We start from the raw sequence: 17,849 nt of genomic DNA on the forward strand, positions 1-17,849 counted from the left end.
ACAGCAGAAGCAACAGCAGAAGCAACAGCAGAAGCAACAGCAGAAGCAACAGCAGAAGCAACAGCAGAAGCAACAGCAGAAGCAACAGCAGAAGCGTGCTTCCTGTGGGATGGCGGGGTGGGTCCGGTGGCGGGGGACGCCGTAAACCCATCCGTGGGGGCTTGGCCGCGGCATCCATGCCGCGGACACCCCCGCAACCGGACCCACCCCGCCTTCGACAGATTTCCGCGATCTGTCGGAACGGCGTTCTGTGTTGCTGTTGGTGGGTGTCGACCTTGGTCGACACGGTAGATCCACGCCATGCGTGGATCCGGGGTTGCCGTGGGCATGAACGGAAATCGAGTCGTTCGCCCGGAAGTGCCATGAGACAATTGGAAGCAATCCGGCTCCTTCCAGCCGCCCGTGCGGCCCGTTTTCTTCCTGATGTCTACCTCTTCTCCCCGCCTCGCCACCACGTCCCCGCGCATCGCTCTGGGCGGCATCGGCCTGGCTGCGATCGGCGCCGTTGCCGCTTCGGGCAAGGCCATCATCGTCAAGCTGGGGCTGCGCCATGGCGTGGATGCCACCACGCTGCTGGCGCTGCGCATGCTGATGGCGCTGCCCCTGTTCGCGCTGATGGCGGTGTGGGCGTCGCGCCGTGCGGAGCGACTGTCCTGGGCTGACCGGGCACGCGTGCTGTGGCTCGGCTTCACCGGTTACTACCTGTCCAGCCTGCTGGATTTCCAGGGCCTGCAGTACATCAGCGTGACCCTGGAACGGTTGATCCTGTACTTGAACCCGACCCTGGTGCTGCTGATCAACGTGCTGCTGGCGCGGCAGCGGCCGGGTCGCTGGCAGATCGGTGCGCTGGTGCTCAGCTATCTCGGCGTGCTGATCGCGTTCGGCCATGACCTGCAGCGCGAAGGTGGGCAGATCATTCTCGGCAGCCTGCTGGTGCTGGGCAGCGCGCTCAGCTATGCGCTCTATCTGTTCGGCAGCGGCCAGGTGGTCGCCCGTATCGGCGCAGTTCGTCTGACCGCCTACGCCAGCTGCGTGGCCAGCGTGCTGGTGCTGCTGCATTTCACCATCACCCATCCACTGCCATTGCTGTGGCAGGCCCCCGCCGCCGTGCAGTGGCTGTCGCTGATCAATGCGACGGTCTGCACCGTGCTGCCGGTGCTGGCGATCATGCTGGCGGTGCAGCGCGTCGGCTCGTCGCTGGCCGCGCAGGTGGGTATGCTGGGCCCGGTTTCCACCATCGTGATGAGCCTATGGCTGCTCGACGAACCGATGGGGCCGGCGCAGATCGCCGGCACCGTGCTGGTCCTGCTCGGCGTACTGCTGGTGACGCGGCTGCGCCGCTGACACCGGAGCAGGCGCGTGCGCGCATCCTGGCGGTGATCCATGCGATTCCGCCGGGACAGGTGATGGGCTACGGCCAGGTCGCAATGCGCGCGGGCCTGCCCGGACGCGCCCGGCTGACCGCGCGCATCCTCGGCCAGAATGAGGATCCCACGCTGCCCTGGCACCGGGTGCTGCGCTCGGATGGGCGCATCGCCATGGCCGAAGGTTCGGCCGGCTGGCGCGAACAATCGCAGCGGCTGCGTGCGGAGGGTGTCGTCGTGGAAAACGGCCGGGTGCGGATGCCCGCAGTCGACCCGGCGGCGGCGCTGGATGCCGCCGTATGGGGACCGGGTTGATCGCTGCCTGCGACTGAACGGGCGACCGTCCGCTCGGGTCAAAAAGGGCCGGTGCTGCGGCTATGATGGAGGCCGTTCCATGCCGGTGTCCCCATGTTCCCGCGACTGCCAACCGTTACCAAGGCCCTGTTGATCGCCAACGCGATCCTGTTCCTGCTGCAGCAGCCGTTCCTGCTCGGCATGCAGACCTTCGAACCGTTCATGCTGCAGCCGCTGCAGCAGGGCTTCGATGCGTTCTCGCCGGGTGGCAACTTCCAGCCGTGGCAGCTGCTGACCTACGGCTTCCTGCATGGCAGCTTCGGGCATCTGTTCTTCAACATGCTGGCTGTCTTCATGTTCGGCGCGCCGCTGGAACAGACCTGGGGCGAGAAGCGCTTCCTGATCTACTACCTGGTGTGCGTTGTCGGCGCCGGCCTGTGCCAGTTGCTGGTCGGCACGATGCTGGAGAACCCGGCCACGGTGCTGGGTGCTTCCGGTGGTGTGTTCGGCCTGCTGCTGGCCTACGGCATGCTGTTCCCCAACCAGCGGGTGACGCTGCTGTTCCCGCCGATTCCGATGAAGGCGCGTACGTTCGTGATCCTGTTCGGCGTCGGCGAGCTGGTGCTGGGCATGACCGGCTGGCAGCCGGGCGTGGCCCACTTCGCGCACCTGGGCGGCATGCTGTTCGGCTGGCTGCTGATCCGCTACTGGCGTGGCCAACCGCCGTTCAACAAGCGTCGTCCCCCCGGCCCGCCGAAGCGCCCGAATCATCTGCGCAGCGTCAAATGAGCCGCAGGCTCATTTGACGCGGGTAGGTGCCAACCTTGGTTGGCAATCATCTCTGCCACGTTGTGCCAACCAAGGTTGGCGCCTACCAACAGCGGGTAATGCAGGCGGCGAGTTGTACCCACATCCACGCATGGCGTGGATCTACTGGTCCTGCAGCACCACCTGCGCCGCATTGTGCCCGGGCGCACCGGTCACCCCGCCGCCCGGATGCGTGCCCGCTCCGCACAGGTACAGGCCGGGCAGGGCGCCGCGATAGCCGGCCTGGCCGACCATCGGCCGTGCCGAGAACAGCTGGTTGGCGCTGAGCGCCCCGTGGAAGATGTCGCCGCCGATCAGCCCGAACGTCCGTTCCAGGTCCAACGGTGAAAGCGCCTGTCGACCGAGCACGCTGTCGGCGAAGCCGGGGGCGTAGTGATCGACGGTAGCGATCATCAGGTCGGCGACGGTATCCCGGTGGTCATCCCAGTGACGGCCATCGGGCAGCTCCGGCGCCACGTGCTGGCAGAACAGGCTGGCCACATGCTGGCCGGGTGGCGCCAGCGAGTCGTCCAGCGTGCTCGGAATCAGCATCTCCACGATCGGCTCGCGCGACCAGCCATCGCGGCGTGCATCCAGCCAGGCACGGTCCATGTAATCCAGGCTGGGCGCCATGATGATGCCGGCACTGAGGTGGTCGCCGGGGCCGGGCAGGGCGCGGAAATCCGGTAGCCGCGACAGCGCCACGTTCATCCGGAACGTGCCCGAGCCGCAGCGCCAGTTCGCCATGCGTTCGCGGGTGGTGGCGGGAACCTGCGCAGGCTGCAGCAGCTGTTCGTACAGCAGCTTCGGATTGACGTTGGCCACCACCGCACGTGCGCGCAGGCTCTCACCGCCGGACAACGCGACGCCGACCACGCGTCCGTCTTCAACCAGCAGGCGCTGCACGCCGGCATCGACACGCAGCTCAGCACCTGCCGCACGCGCGGATGCGGCGATGGCCTGGCTGATCGCACCCATGCCACCGATGGCGTGGCCCCAGGCACCCTTGACCCCGTTGCACTGGCCAAACACGTGATGCAGCAGCACGTAGGCGCTGCCTGGCGTGTAGGGGCTGGCGTAGTTGCCAACAATGCCATCGAAACCGAACAGCGCTTTGATCGGCTGGCTCTCGAACCAGCGGTCCAGGTATTCGGCGGCCGACAGCGTGAACAGATCCAGCAGTTCCTGCCGCAATGCAGGATCAAGTGCGGCCAGCTCGCGCCCCAGCCGGCCCATCTGCCACAGCGCGGGCAGCGCGCGCCAGCCAGCTGTCACCCCGAGGTCGGGCGGCGGACGCAGCGCCCAGTCGCGCAGCACGTCGGCAAATACTTCCAGGCGCGCTTCATAGGCGGGCAGCGCCTGCGCATCGCGCTCGGAAAATTTCGCCACTTCCGCCTGGGTGCGGCCCGGTGCAGACAGCAGGTAGCGACCATCAGGCAATGGCAGGAAGTTGTTGGCCGGCCGCGCGACGATGCGCAGCCCGTGCGCATGCAGCTGCAGTTCCTCGATCACCTTCGGCTGCAGCAGCGACACCGTGTACGAGGCCACCGAGTTGCGGAAGCCGGGATGGAACTCTTCGGTGACCGCCGCACCGCCGAGTACACCGCGGCGCTCCAGCACCAGCACTCGTTGCCCCGCGCGCGCGAGGTACGCCGCACACACCAGCCCGTTGTGGCCGCCGCCAACGATGATCGTGTCCCACGTCGTCATGCGTTGCGGATCGCCGCGTCGATGGTGGCGATGTCGATCTTCTTCATCGGCATCATCGCGTTGAAGGCGCGCTTGGCCAGGGCCTTGTCCTTGCTGGTCACCGCTTCGATCAGCATGCGTGGGCTGATCTGCCAGGAGATGCCCCAGCGGTCCTTGCACCAGCCGCATTGGCTCTCCTGGCCACCGTTGCCGACGATGGCATTCCACAGACGATCGGTCTCGGCCTGGTCCTCGGTGGAAATCTGGAACGAGAACGCTTCGCTGTGCTTGAAGGTCGGGCCGCCATTGAGGCCGACACAGGGGACACCGCAGACCGTGAATTCGACGGTGAGGACGTCGCCCTGCTTGCCATCGGGGAAGTCGCCTGGCGCGTGATGCACGGCGGTTACTTCACTGTCGGCAAAGGTCTTTGCGTAGAACGTGGCGGCCTCGAGCGCACCGTTGTCGTACCAGACGCAGATCGTGTTCTTGTGAGCCATGGTGGGGCTCCGCAGTGGACGAAGGCGCAGCGATAGCATGGGTCGTGTTAATGCCGGATCGTGCTGCACTGCGGTAGCTGACGGCATCGCGCTACCATGGGCAGACGACACGACAGGGACGATGCGTGAAGATCCTGATTCTGGGTGGATATGGGGTGTTCGGCGGGCGTCTGGTCCGCTTGCTGGCGGACCTGCCGATGCTGGAACTGCTGATCGGTGGCCGCAACCTGGCGGCGGCGCAGGCCTTCTGCACAGGCTATGTCGGGCAATCGAAGCTGCGCCCACTGCAGGTTGACCGGCAGCAGCTGGGTGCGGCTTTGCAGGCCGAGCGGCCGGACCTGGTGGTGGATGCCTCCGGTCCTTTCCAGGACTACGGCGAATATCGCTACGGCGCGATCGAAGCCTGTATTGCCGCCGGCATTGATTATCTGGACTTCGCCGACGCGGCGGACTTCGTGTTCGGCGTTCCGCAGTACGACGCACAGGCCAGGGCGGCTGGCATCTACGTGCTGTCGGGCGTCAGCAGCTTCCCGGTACTGACCGCCGCGGTGCTGCGCGAGATGGCCACGCAGATGGATATCGTCAGCGTGGAAGGTGGCATCGCGCCATCGCCGTATGCCGGCATTGGTCTGAATGTGATGCGTGCGGTCGTCGGCTATGCCGGTGCGCCGGTGAAGCTGCGCCGCAATGGTCGCGATGGGCACGGCATCGGCCTGGCCGAGAGTCGCCGTTTTACTGTCGCGGTGCCGGGGCGGCTGCCGCTGCGCAACCTGCATTTCTCGCTGGTGGATGTGCCCGATCTGCAGGTGCTGCCACCCGAGCATCCGACGATGACCGACATCTGGATGGGGGCTGGCCCGGTGCCGGAAATCCTGCATCGCGTGCTGAACCTGCTGGCCAAGGCGCGCCTGCACCTGAAATTACCGTCGCTGGAGCCTTGTTCGCGGTTGTTCTACACCGTATTGAACCTGATGAAGTTCGGCGAACATCGCGGCGGCATGATCGTACGTGCGGTCGGTACCCGCGATGGCGCGCGCGTCGAACAGAGCTGGCACCTGCTGGCCGAGGCCGATGACGGTCCGTACATTCCGTCGATGGCGATCGAGGCGGTGATCCGCAAGCAGCTGGTCGGTGATCGGCCGACGCCCGGAGCGCGCGCGGCCACGCATGCACTGGAGTTGAGCGACTACGACCGCCTGTTTGAAGGCCGCACCATCCACACCGGTTTCCGTCGGGACATGCCGGGTGCCAGCCTGTACCAGCGCGTGCTGGGCAGCGCATACGCGCAACTGCCGGCCAGCGTACAGGCGTTGCACGCACCGTCTGCAGCCAAGCGCTGGAGCGGCACGGCATCGGTCGAACGTGGTCGTGGACTGCTGTCGCGGTTGCTGGGGAAGGTGTTCGGCTTTCCCGCGGCGGGCGAGAGTCTGCCGGTCAGTGTGGAGTTTACCCCGGAGGCGGGCGGCGAGCGCTGGACGCGGACCTTTGCCGGCCGTCGTTTCTCTTCGTTGCAGACGCAGGGGCAGGGGCGCAACGAAGCGCTGCTGGTCGAGCGCTTCGGCGTGATCTCGGTAGCGTTGGCGCTGCTGGTCGACAACGGGCGGCTGCAACTGGTGCCACGACGCTGGTCGCTGTTGGGCATGCCGTTGCCGCAATGGCTGTTGCCGGGGGAAAACAGTTTCGAGAGTGATGAGGACGGATGCTTTGTCTTCGACGTGGAGATCGGCGCGCCAGTGGTGGGGCGGATCGTGCATTACCGGGGAACGTTGAGGGCGGAGTGATGGGTATCGGCGCAGCGCTGGATACACCATGAGTGTCGGAACCAGAACGCGGGGCTGTCGTATCGAACGCTTAACACAACGCATCGGCCGCGATCATGTGACGTATGTGACCTCTGTTGTCCTGCTGCGGATGCTGTCGCCACGGTGCCGCTGATTGGCTGAAATCCCCATGTTTTCAGGTGTCTGGCCCGATTCAAAGGCGTCGTCGACACCCGCTTGCTGACGCTTTTTCCCTGATTCATCGCGTGTTGCAGCACTGCCTCGCGAGGGACATGCGTGCCTATAACTCCCCGTCAGTTTCATCACGGGAGAGAGCTTCATGGCATTTGCATCCACGCATCGTGTGTTGAAGCGCAGCGCGCTTTCGGCGGTGTTGTTTTCCATCATTGGGGCCGTTGCTGCACAGAGCACGACCGGTACGTTGTACGGCACCGCCGCCGGTGGCGAAGGCGCTACCGTTGTCGCCCAGAGCGACAGCGGTCTGCGGCGGACGGCAGCCATCGATGCACAGGGCCGCTACAGCTTTGGCGCGTTGCCGGTGGGACGCTACAGCGTCAGCGTGCAGCGCGACGGCCGTGTCATCCAGCAGCAGGACAACGTCCAGCTGCGCGTGGGCAGTGGTACCGAAGTGAGCTTCGCCGCACATGGCCCGGCCACCACGCTGGACGCGGTCAACGTCACTGCAGCAAACCTGCCGAAGATCGATGTGACCCACACGGTCTCCAAGTCCGTCATCACGTCCGAGCAACTGGATGTGCTGCCGCTGGGCCGAAGTGCCGAGGCCATCGCTCTGTTGGCTCCGGGGGTGGTCGCCGGCAGCGGTGAATTCTCCAACGGTTCGCGATCCGTGCTGTCGTTCGGCGGCGCAAGCGTTACCGAGAACGCCTACTACCTCAACGGCTTCAATGTCACCAACCCGCTGAGCAACCTCGGCGGCATCAGCCTGCCCTATGGTTCCATCGATCAGCAGGAGACCTTCACCGGCGGGTACGGCGCCGGCTATGGCCGCTCCACCGGCGGTGTCATCAACCAGCTGGGAAAACGCGGCACCAACCGGTGGCGGTTCGGGGCCCAGGTGACGTGGACACCGGCGGAGCTTGCCGAGTCGCCGGCGTCGGTCAACTACCCCGACATGGCCCTGCCGGATGGATATGCCTACGAGAACGAGTCCAAGCCCGGCACGTTGTACCGTTACCGTCGCGGAGACAAGGCGACCACCACCAGCTACAGCGGCTATGTCAGCGGACCGTTGATCGAGGATCGCCTGTTCATCCATCTCGCGGCGGAGTCCGAACGGCGCGAAGGCATCTCCACAGCCAGCGAAGCCAGCGCGCAGCAGGCCCGCAACTACTACCGCGTGGATACACCGAAGTTCTACGGCAAGATCGACTGGAACATCAATGACAGCAACACGCTGGAATACACCCGCTTCCAGGACAATGATCGCTATGGCGGGTACTACACGGAGTTCGAATACCCGTCGTTGGCCGAAGGGGGGCGCACCGGCACCTTCCCCAACACCACCAAGGCTAGCACCGATGTCGACATCTTCAAGTACACCGGGTATCTCAACGACGACCTGACCTTGAGCGCAGTGTGGGGGCGCACGCGCGTCGGCAACCTGGAATTCAATCCATTGGATTCGGGCAACCCCTACATCAGTGGTGCCGGGAACCAGGATCCGTCCTTCATTGGTGGAACGCCGGTCCGCAACGACCAGGCCGACCTGTATACCAAGGCCCCCGATGCGGGCAGCAGGACACAGGGCCTACGCATGGATCTGCAGTACCGCATCGGTAACCACGAACTGACCGCCGGCATCGACAACATGGCCTACTGGGCGAACAACGAAGGCCAGTCCATGACCGGCCCAGGTCATGCCTGGATCTACTCCCGCGGCAATCCGGATGCGTCGCCCAACCCCGGCCTCGGCATCGCACCGCCGGGCGGCAATGGCTATTTCGTGCAGAAGTTCATCTTCTCCACGACCACCAGCATGTCGGTGAAGCAGAAGGCCTACTACCTGGAAGACCGCTGGCAGCTGACTCCCGAGTGGCTGCTGACACTGGGCCTGCGCAATGATCGTTTCACCAACTACAACAGCGATGGGCTTGCGTATGTGAAAAGTGGCGACCAGTGGGCGCCGCGCTTGGGCGCCAGTTGGGATGTGTTCGGTGACGCATCGCTGAAGGTCTTCGCCAACCTTGGCCGCTACTACCTGGCATTGCCCAACAGCGTGGCCATCCGTGGTGCGTCCGCGTCGACCTACACCCGTGAATACTTCACCTATACCGGCATTGACGCCGACGGCAATCCCACGGGCCTGACGCCTTTGGGCGACGGTCCGGTATCAACCAACAACGAGTACGGCCAAGCTCCGGATCCCCTTTCGGTGGCGCCCACGGACCTGCGTTCCCAGTACCAGGATGAGCTGATCCTGGGCTTCGAAAAAACCTTGGGCACTACCTGGAACAGTGGCGCAAAACTGACCTTCCGCCGGCTGCAGTCGGCCATCGACGATACCTGTGATTCCGGGCGCTTCGCTGACCGGCTCGCTGGCATGGGCCTGGATCCCGATACGTACGAGCTCCCCGGCTGCGTGATCTTCAACCCGGGGCAGACCAATACGTTCCAGGTGCGCCATCGCGATGGGTCCGGCTATACGCCGGTCAGCATGAGCGCGTCCGATTGGGGCTACGACGGCAAGAAGGCCAAGCGCGACTACGTCGCGGTTGATCTGTTCATCGAACACCCGATGTCCGAGCGCTGGTACGCGCGCCTTGACTACACCTGGTCGCGCAGCTTCGGCAACACCGAAGGGCAGGTGAGGTCCGATATCGGTCAGGATGATGTTTCCAAAACCCAGGATTGGGATGCGGTGTCGCTGATGGAGTATGCCGGTGGCTACCTCGCAAATGATCGCCGGCATCAGTTGAAGGCATTCGGTGCGTATCAGATCAATGACGAGTGGACCGCCTCGGCGACCGTGCGTGTGATGTCCGGCATGCCCAAGAACTGCCTGGGCTACTACGGAAGCGACCAGAGCGATCCGGCGCATGGCTATGGCTCGGCGTACCACTACTGCAACGGCGAACCGTCACGCCCCGGCGATGCCGGCCGGCAGCCGTGGACGGCGCAGCTGGACATGGGGGTGCTGTACCGGCCAGCGTTTGCGGACAACCGCCTTGGCCTGGGGTTGAACGTCTTCAACGTACTCAACCAGCGCCGTCAGCTGCAGTCGACGGCGACGTACCAGACAAGTCCGGATACGGTTTCCAATCTCTACGGTATGGGAACCCACTTCACGCCGCCGCGTACGGTTCGCCTGACCGCCTCGTACGATTTCTGACCTGCGCGCATAGCGGCTCACTCTCCGCATGGGTTGGCTTGGCCCTGATCCTTCAGGGCCTTTTTCCAATGCGCACTCAACAGAAAAGGGCGCCCGAAGGCGCCCTTTCCGTTACCGCTATCGCATCAACCTCAGCGCCAGACCTTGATCTGCTCGGCGTCGGTGCGCTGCATCGGCTGGCCCGGCTTGCAGCTGAAGCTGGCACCGAACGCCGGCAGGTTCGACAACGGGCCGTTGGTGCGCCAGCGGCCCGGTGCACGGATGTCGGCAGTCAGGCGGCGTGCGGCCTCGTTCGGCGACAACTGCTGCGGCCACAGCGCGGCCCAGGCGCGGAAGAAGCCCTGCTGCTGTGCCGGCTTGGCCTTCGGCTCCTGCGCGGTGTAGGCGGCCCAGGCCAGTTCCAGACCGGCGATGTCGGCCAGGTTCTCTTCCTGGGTCAGCGTGCCGTTGACCTTGGCCCCCTTCACGCCGGGGAACTCGTAGCCGCCGTACTGGGTGGCGACACGGCTGCCGAGCAGGGTCCAGGCGGTCTTGTCGGCCGGGCTCCACCAGCTGCGCAGTTCGCCCTTGGCATCGACCAGCGCACCCTTGGCGTCGATCGCGCGGGTCAGCTCGTGGCCGACCAGGCCGCCGAAGCTGCCGAACTTGTCGGCGGCATCGGCCTTGGCGTTGAACACCGGGCCCTGCAGGATCGCGGCGGTGACGATCAGCCGGTTCTGCGCCAGGTCATAGGCCAGCGACGGCTGCTGCGGCAGCACGTCCCAGCGGCGGTCGGCGTTGCCCTTGCCGATGCGCTTCATTTCCTCGCGGTGACGCCAGGTCGAAGCGATCAGCATGTTGCCGCCGAACGAACCACGGCCCATCGGCTGCACGCTGTAGTCCAGGTCACGCAGCGGGGTGCCGATTTCGATCTTCAACGCGGCCAGCTTGGCCTGCGCTTCGGTCTTGGCCTCGGCGCTCATCCAGCTGTTGTTCTTGACCGCCTCGATCTGCACTTCACGCACCTTGTCGACGATCCACGCCGCTTGGCGACGGTCTTCGGCGGACAGGTAACGTGCGGCGTATTCGCGGCCGACCATCGGGCCAGCGGCCACGTTGATTGCGTCCAGCACGCTTTCCCAGCGCTGCGGCGGCAGGGTCTCGCCACGCAGCACGCGGCCACGGAACTCGAACTCCGCATCGCGGTACGCCTTGGACAGGTACGGCGCCATCGAGTCGCCCACGCGCCAGCGTAAGTAGGCCTTCCACTGGTCCGGCTTGAGCTTGCTGACCATGCCGTCGAGCTGCTTGAACAGCGCCGGATCGGCCAGCGACACCAGGTCATCGTTGACGCCCTGTGCCTTCAGGAACGCATCCAGCTGCAGGTTGCGATAGCGGCTGTTGAGGTCCTTTGTGGAAATCGGCGCGTAGTTGTTGAACGGGTTGTTGATGCCCGCCAGCGACTGCGCGTTGCGGGCCAGTTCGGTTTCCAGCGCGATCACCGCCTGCGACTCGGCGTCCAGCTTGGCCGCCGGGGTGCCGGTCAGTGCCAGGATCTGCTTGACGTAGTTGCGGTAGCGGCCCATCAGCGCGACGGTGTCGGCGTCGGTGCGGGTATAGAAGGCCGGATCAGGCAGGCCCATGCCGCCCTGCATGAAGTAACCGATGTGGCGGTCCAGTGCCTTCAGGTCCACGTCCGGACCGAAGTTGAAGGCCACCGGGATGCCGACCTGGTGCAGTGCGGCGATCGAGGCGGGAATGTCCTTGGCCTTCTTGATCGCGTTGATGCGGGTCAGCAACGGCGCGATCGGGTTGGAACCATCGGCCTCCACTGCAGCTTCGTCCAGGCCGCTGGCCCAGAAGTCGCCCAGCAGCTTCTGCACGTTGCCCTGCGGCGCCTTCATCGAGGCGTCCAGCAGTTCACGCTGCTGCTGACGGCTGCGGTCGACCAGCTGGCCCAACGCGGTGGCGGCACCGATCTGCGGCACCGGGTTGGCCTTCAGCCAGCCCGCGTTGGTGGCGTCGTAGAAATCGCTGCACTGCGCACTGACGGCCGGGGCGCGTGCGGCCTTCTTCTTGGCGGCGAACGCATCGTGGGTCGGAACCAGGGTCGCCAGGCTGATGCCCAGGGCGATGGCTAGCGGACGGAAGTTGGGCATGTAGAACGAATCCGTGATGGATTGAGGGCGGGCGAACTATAGCAAGCTGGGCATGGGCGCGGCATGCACGCGTCACGGTGCATCCGCCGGGCATGTCCCGGCGCTACCGGGTGGGTGGCATGGGCGCGGGATGCACGCGTCACGGTGGTTCCTTCGCGCCATGCGCCGACCACGGTAGGCATCCATCAACGGCTTGGGCCAGCGCCGGCGGCAGTAGATCCACGCCACGCGTGGATGGTTGGCGCCGCAAAAAAACAAAGGCCCGGGAAATCCCGGGCCTCTGCAGGCAAACCGTGGCCTCAGCCGTGGCTTACCAGATCACCACCTGCGAGTCGCCGGTGCGCGACATCGGCGTACCCGGCTTGCACTGGAAGGCCGCGGTGAAGGTCGGCAGGTTCGACGGCGCACCGATGGCACGGAACTGCGCCGGCGCATGCGGGTCGGTCGCCAGGCGGACCTTGGCGTTTTCCGGGGTGTACTTGGTGCGCCACACGGTGGCCCAGTTGAAGAAGAAGCGCTGATCGCGGGTGAAGCCATCGATCTTCGCGTCTTCCTTGCCGGCCGATGCCTTCTGCAGTGCGTCGTAGGCGGTGGCCAGGCCACCCAGGTCGGCGATGTTCTCGCCCAGGGTCAGATGGCCGTTCACGGCTTGGCCGTCAACCTTGTACTGATCGAACTGCTTGACCAGCTTGCCGGTCAGGCCAGCGAAGTTCTTCGAATCGCCTTCGGTCCACCAGTTCTCGAAGTTGCCGGTCGGCCCGAAGCGGCTGCCCTGGTCGTCGTAACCGTGGGTCATTTCGTGGCCGATGACCGCACCGATGCCGCCGTAGTTCAGCGCGTCGTCGGCCTTGGCATCGAAGAACGGCGGCTGCAGGATGGCGGCCGGGAACACGATCTCGTTCTGCAGCGGGTTGTAGTAGGCATTGACCGTCTGCGGGGTCATGCCCCACTCGGTCTTGTCCACCGGCTTGCCGATCTTGGCCAGGTTGTACTGGTAGTTGAACGCGGTGGCCGCGCGCACGTTGCCCAGGTAGCTGTCGCGGTTGGTCTGCAGGCCCGACCAGTCACGCCACTTGTCCGGGTAACCGATCTTCGGAGTGAAGGTTTCCCACTTGGCGATGGCCTTGGCCTTGGTCTCTTCGCTCATCCAGGACAGGCCCTGGATGCGTTCCTTCAGCGAGGCGGCCAGGTTCTTCACCAGCTCTTCCATCTTCGCCTTGGCTTCCGGCGAGAAGGCGACCTTCACGTACAGCTGGCCAAAGGCTTCGCCGGCGTCGCTCTCGATGGTGCCCAGCACGCGCTTCCAGCGCGGCTTCTGTTCCTTCTGGCCATTGAGGGTCTTGCCGTAGAACTCGTAGCTTTCCTGCACGAAGGCATCAGCCAGGTACGGCGAGGCGCTGTCCACGGTGTGGAAGCGCAGGTAGGCGCGCCAGACCGACGGATCGGTATCGCCCAGCGCCTTGCTCACTTCCTGGTGGAAGGCCGGGATGGCCAGCGAGAACTTCTCCGGCGCGGCCACGTTCTGCGACTTGAAGAACTCGGTCCAGCTGAAGTTCGGGGTCAGCGCATCGGCCTCGGCCAGGCTGACCGGGTGGTAGTACAGCGAGACATCGCGCGACAGCTCGACGCTGGACTTGGATGCCTTGGCCAGGCGGGTCTCGAACTTGACGACTTCTTCAGCCTGCTTGGCAGCATCGGCAGCGGCGACGCCGGACAGCTCCAGCACCTTGGCCACGTGGGCCTGGTAGGCCTTCAGCTTGTCTGCCTTGGACGCGTCGGTATAGAAGGTCTTGTCCGGCAGGCCCAGGCCGCCCTGGCTGGCGTAAGCCATGTTCACGGCCGAGTTCTTGAAGTCGGCTTCGGCGCCGAAGCCGAACAGCACGTTCTCGCCCTTGGCGGCGCTGGTGCGCAGGTAGTTGGCGATGGCGGCCTTGTCCTGCAGGCCATCGATCGCAGCCAGGTCGGCCTTCAGCGGCTCGATGCCCTGGGCGTTGACCTTGGCTTCGTCCATGCCGGTGGCCCACAGGTCGCCGACGATCTTCTCGATGCCGGCCGGGTTCTTGACCTGCGCGACCTGCTCGGCCAACTGGTGCTGCACGGCCACCGAACGCTCGTCGAGGATGGTGAAGGCGCCCCAGCTGGTGCGGTCGCCCGGAATCTCGTTGGCGGCCAGCCACTTGCCGTTGACGTAGTCACCGAAGGCGTTGCAGGCGTCCAGGTTGCTGTCCAGGTCGCCGGCCTGGAAGGCGTTGTAGGCCGGCAGCTTGCTCTCGTCGAGCTTGTAGGTGGTGGCGGCGTCGGCCGCGGCCGGCGTGGAGGCGGTGGCATCCTTTGCCGGGGTTTCGTTCTTGCCGCAGCCGACCAGCGCGGCCGAAACGGCCAGGGTCAGCAGCACGATCTTGGGAGTACGGGTCACTTGAATGGCCTCCAGGCCGAGTGAGTCAGGGAAGGGCCGTGGTGACGGCCGTGGGCCGAACAATACGCCGCCGGCCCGCACTGCAAGGGTGTCGAAGGTCATGGCCGGGCGCAAGGGGGCCTCGCCGGCACCGGAAAAAGACAGACCCGGCAAAAGCCGGGTCTGTCGGGGTTCTACATCTGTTGCCGCATCAGAACTTGTAGGTAGCACCCATGTACATGTAGCGGCCGATGTTGTCGTACATCGCCGAACCGACGTCGGAGCCGAAGTAGTTCACCGGCGGATCCTTGTCGAAGGCGTTGTCCACGCCCAGGTAGACGTCGATCTTGTCGCCCGGGAAGCGGTAGCCGAACTGGAAGTTGTGGTAGACGTACGAGCCGTTGCGGATCGGGCTGCTCTGGCCCGGATTGGCCTGGTAGCTCTTCGGCTGCACGCGCAGGTTGCTGCTCACGTAGTTCAGGTCCCACGACGCACGCCACTGACCCAGCGAGTACTTGGTCTGCAGCGAACCGCGCCAGCGCGGATCGGTCACCCAGGTGACGTTCTCGTCGTACTCGGTCGGGAAGTCCTGGAAGGCCCACTCACGCGACTGCAGCAGGCGGGTACCGACCAGGCGGATTACCGTGTCGCCCTCGGCGAGCTTGAAGCGGTAGTCCATTTCCAGATCGACGCCGACGCGACGCGAACGTGCCAGGTTCTCATTCAGAGCAACCCAACGGCTGATCGAATGTTCCGGGAAGGTCCGGCCGCCCGCATCGGTCAGGCCACCGGCCGGCGCGCGCTCGATGAAGCCGCAGAAGCTGTTGTTGATGCCTCCCGGCGAGTCCACGCAACGCGTTGCGTTGGTCTGACCTGAAACGGCACCGATGGCGTCCTTCAGGCTGATCCACCAGTAGTCCACGGACATGCCGAAGCCCTGCAGGAAGTCCGGCTGCCAGACCAGGCCATAGGTGAAGCTGCGCGCGCGCTCCGGCTTCAGGTTCGGGTTGCCGCCGCTGACGCCGGGGCGGTTCGCGGAGTACGTGTCGACCCAGCCCACCGGCACGCCCAGCGCCGAGCAGTTGGCCTGGCGCAGGGCCGGGTCAGCTGCGGTATTCGGACGATTTGAATTGGTGGCCAGATAGTTGCAGGGATCGGCGATGGTGGCGAAGTTCTCGCTCTGCGGGTTGTACAGTTCGCCGATGCTCGGCGCACGCACCGCCTGCGACAGGGTGCCGCGGGCACGCAGGGACGGAATGATCGTCCAGTCCAGGCCGACTTTCCAGGTGGTGGTCTTGCCGATGCTGCTGTAATCGGACCAGCGGCCGGCAGCGTCCATGGTCAGGTTGTAGATGCCCGGGATGTCGGCCAGCAACGGCACGGTAGCTTCGACGAACGCTTCGCGCACGTCGTACTTGCCCATCCGGTTGGGGATCGCGTTGAGGAAGGTCAGGCCCTGCGCTGCCAGCGGATCGGTGATTTCACGGCTCTTCTCGCGGCGGTATTCCACGCCACCGGCCACGCCGACGTCGCCTGCCGGCAGGCTGAACAGCGAGGCGTTGGCCAGCGAGGCGCTGAACACCGACTGCTGCAGGCGCGAATAGTTGAACGACCTGACGTTCATCCAGTCACGTGCGGCCTGGGTCACTGCACCGTTGCCGAACACCGAGAACGGTACGCAGCCCTCGCGTGCGAACTGCGAGTACACGCGGTTGCCGTTGTTGGGGTTGGTCGCGTTCGGGTTCAGCGTGGTGCGGCAGACGATCTGGCCGGTGGACGGATCGACCACGGTGTCCAGGCCGGCCTGCCAGCGCTCATTGATGCGGTTGTTGAGGTTCCAGCGCTTGACTTCGCTCTGGCCCCAGTTGCCGTACACGTCGTAGGTCCAGTTCTCGGTCAGGTTGCCCTCGACGCCGAGCACGAAGCGCTGGGTGTTGCGCTCCACGTGCTCGCCACGCTGGCCGGCATCGACGTTGAAGCGGCTCAGGGTCAACTGGCTGGCACCGTTGGCGGCCATCAGCGCGCGCAGCTGCGGCGAAACGTAGGCATTGTCGCGCTGGATGCGCAGGGTCTGGTCGAACGACGGCTGGGCCAGGAAGTCCGACACGGTCTCGGTGTACTTGCCTTCGAAATACAGGCGATGGTTGTCGGTCAGATCGAAGTTGACGACCGTATTGACGCTCTTGCGGTCGAAGCCAGGCTGCAGATCGGCCACCGAATTGAGGTCGGCGAAGTCGCAGTTGACGCAGCTGGTGGTGCTCGGCATCACGCCGTCATAGCGCTGCGGGCGATAGGTGCCGTCCGGGTTGAACTGGTAACGGTTGCCCCAGGTCGCCTTGTTGGTGGGCGAGAACGCACCGAGGGTGAAGGTGCCGCCGAAGGAGATCGAGTGGTTGCCACCCGGGCCGCTGAGGACGGTCTGCGGATTGCTTTCGTTGGAGGGCTTGGTCGGGTCGTAGTTGGGGTTCGGCACCGACACCAGGAATTCATTGCCGATCGCGCGGTCGCTGCGGACAAAGCGGTCCTGCTTGCTGTATTCCAGGGCGATCGCCGCGCTGCCGCGGCCATTGGCGAAGTCGGTACCTGCCGAGGCGCTGATGAAGGAGCGGTTGAAGCCGCCCTCACTGGCCATGCCTGTCTGGGCGCGCACTTCGGCGCCGTCGAACGACTTCTTCATGATGAAGTTGACGACGCCGGCCACGGCATCGGCGCCGTACACGGCCGAGGCACCACCGGTGATGACTTCAACGCGTTCGATCCACTCCACCGGGATCGTGTTGACGTCCACCGCCGAGGAGCCCGAGGTCGCGCCGACATGGCGGCGACCATTGACCAGCACCAGCGTACGCGAGGTGCCCATGCCACGCAGGTCCATCAGGCCCACGCCGGCGGTGCCGATGAAGCGGGTGGAATTACCCAGCGTATAGGTCGGGCTCAGCGCCGGCAGGCGCGCCATCAGGTCGCCGATGTTGTTGGCGCCGGTGGCGCGGATTTCTTCAGCGGTGATGGCGGTGACCGGCGAGGGGGTCACGAAGCCGGTACGCGCGATGCGCGAGCCGGTCACGCTGACGCGGTCCAGGTCGATCGGGTTGCTGCCGGAGCTGGCCTCCTGGGCCAGAGCCGGGGCCGCGGCAGCCATCATCAGGCCGGCGAGCAGGGCGTTGGTCAGCGGGTGGCGACCGGGCGTGCGGTGGTGCGTCATCAGGTAAATCCCCCTAGTGGTAAGAGATCGACCACCTCCTTGTGATTGTTATATGGATGTTCATGTGTCGTCCTGACGTTCATCGAACCTAACATGGGCTTAACGGAAAAAGCATGGGTCCGTCACATTTCCTTGTGGAATAAGGGGTTTTTGACCATCAAATTGCAACAATTACAGTGTCTTAGTCTCAGTTGTGATGGATGAATTTTGTTTCCCCGGCTCTTGATGAATGGGGTGTTAAGCAATGCTTTGCGCAAATTGGCGGTTGAACGCGCAAGAGCGCATGTTTCAAGGACGAGACGCAGCAGGGGCGCCAGGCAGCTCCGTTGA

The 17,849-nt window shown here is 64.9% G+C and carries 11 protein-coding genes; 5 read left to right on the plus strand and 6 right to left on the minus strand.

What is annotated here, in order from left to right; genetic code table 11:
• Positions 1 to 423 precede the first annotated feature (423 nt).
• The 3 genes from QOL57_RS12825 to QOL57_RS12835 all read left to right on the plus strand — a co-directional run bounded on the left by QOL57_RS12825 (position 424) and on the right by QOL57_RS12835 (position 2,447).
• Positions 424 to 1,344, plus strand: coding sequence for a DMT family transporter (locus QOL57_RS12825; RefSeq protein WP_089238033.1), 921 nt, complete (start codon positions 424 to 426; stop codon positions 1,342 to 1,344).
• Entirely contained in the window at positions 1,251 to 1,679 is a 429-nt protein-coding gene (locus QOL57_RS12830; protein ID WP_244900647.1) for an MGMT family protein, read from the plus strand. The genes QOL57_RS12825 and QOL57_RS12830 overlap by 94 nt, the downstream gene beginning before the upstream one ends.
• Positions 1,680 to 1,772: 93 nt before the next feature.
• The gene (locus tag QOL57_RS12835) at positions 1,773 to 2,447 is read left to right on the plus strand and encodes a rhomboid family intramembrane serine protease (protein WP_089236348.1); all 675 of its coding nucleotides are present in this window, start codon (positions 1,773 to 1,775) and stop codon (positions 2,445 to 2,447) included.
• A 141-nt stretch (positions 2,448 to 2,588) separates the two neighbouring features.
• Here the strand turns inward: QOL57_RS12835 and QOL57_RS12840 are convergent, their stop codons facing one another.
• Positions 2,589 to 4,175 carry an NAD(P)/FAD-dependent oxidoreductase gene (locus QOL57_RS12840; RefSeq protein ID WP_089236347.1) on the minus strand — a complete coding sequence of 529 codons (1,587 nt, stop codon included), beginning with the start codon at positions 4,173 to 4,175 and terminating at the stop codon, positions 2,589 to 2,591.
• Entirely contained in the window at positions 4,172 to 4,654 is a 483-nt protein-coding gene (locus tag QOL57_RS12845; RefSeq protein WP_089236346.1) for a VOC family protein, read from the minus strand. The genes QOL57_RS12840 and QOL57_RS12845 overlap by 4 nt, the downstream gene beginning before the upstream one ends.
• Before the next feature lie 125 nt (positions 4,655 to 4,779).
• On the opposite strand from QOL57_RS12845, the gene QOL57_RS12850 reads away from it, so the two are divergent.
• Positions 4,780 to 6,435, plus strand: a complete 1,656-nt coding sequence (locus QOL57_RS12850; RefSeq protein ID WP_089236345.1) for an SDR family oxidoreductase — start codon at positions 4,780 to 4,782, stop codon at positions 6,433 to 6,435.
• Positions 6,436 to 6,528: 93 nt separating this feature from the next.
• Here the strand turns inward: QOL57_RS12850 and QOL57_RS12855 are convergent, their stop codons facing one another.
• Complete coding sequence (locus tag QOL57_RS12855; protein WP_141134213.1) at positions 6,529 to 6,756, minus strand: hypothetical protein; 228 nt, start codon at positions 6,754 to 6,756, stop codon at positions 6,529 to 6,531.
• Between QOL57_RS12855 and QOL57_RS12860 the strand changes: the two genes are divergently transcribed.
• Positions 6,755 to 9,784, plus strand: coding sequence for a TonB-dependent receptor (locus QOL57_RS12860; RefSeq protein ID WP_089236344.1), 3,030 nt, complete (start codon positions 6,755 to 6,757; stop codon positions 9,782 to 9,784). The genes QOL57_RS12855 and QOL57_RS12860 overlap by 2 nt on opposite strands.
• Before the next feature lie 131 nt (positions 9,785 to 9,915).
• Here the strand turns inward: QOL57_RS12860 and QOL57_RS12865 are convergent, their stop codons facing one another.
• The 3 genes from QOL57_RS12865 to QOL57_RS12875 form a co-directional block, all read right to left on the minus strand.
• Positions 9,916 to 11,922 carry a M13 family metallopeptidase gene (locus tag QOL57_RS12865; protein WP_089236343.1) on the minus strand — a complete coding sequence of 669 codons (2,007 nt, stop codon included), beginning with the start codon at positions 11,920 to 11,922 and terminating at the stop codon, positions 9,916 to 9,918.
• 310 nt (positions 11,923 to 12,232) lie between these two features.
• Positions 12,233 to 14,338 (minus strand): M13-type metalloendopeptidase, encoded by a 2,106-nt coding sequence (locus QOL57_RS12870; protein WP_089236342.1) that lies wholly within the window; start codon positions 14,336 to 14,338, stop codon positions 12,233 to 12,235.
• 190 nt (positions 14,339 to 14,528) lie between these two features.
• Positions 14,529 to 17,519, minus strand: a complete 2,991-nt coding sequence (locus QOL57_RS12875) for a TonB-dependent receptor (RefSeq protein WP_089236341.1) — start codon at positions 17,517 to 17,519, stop codon at positions 14,529 to 14,531.
• Positions 17,520 to 17,849: the final 330 nt, after the last annotated feature.

This window comes from Stenotrophomonas sp. yr243 (genome assembly GCF_900184195.1).
In the GTDB taxonomy this organism is placed as follows: Bacteria; Pseudomonadota; Gammaproteobacteria; order Xanthomonadales; family Xanthomonadaceae; genus Stenotrophomonas; species Stenotrophomonas lactitubi.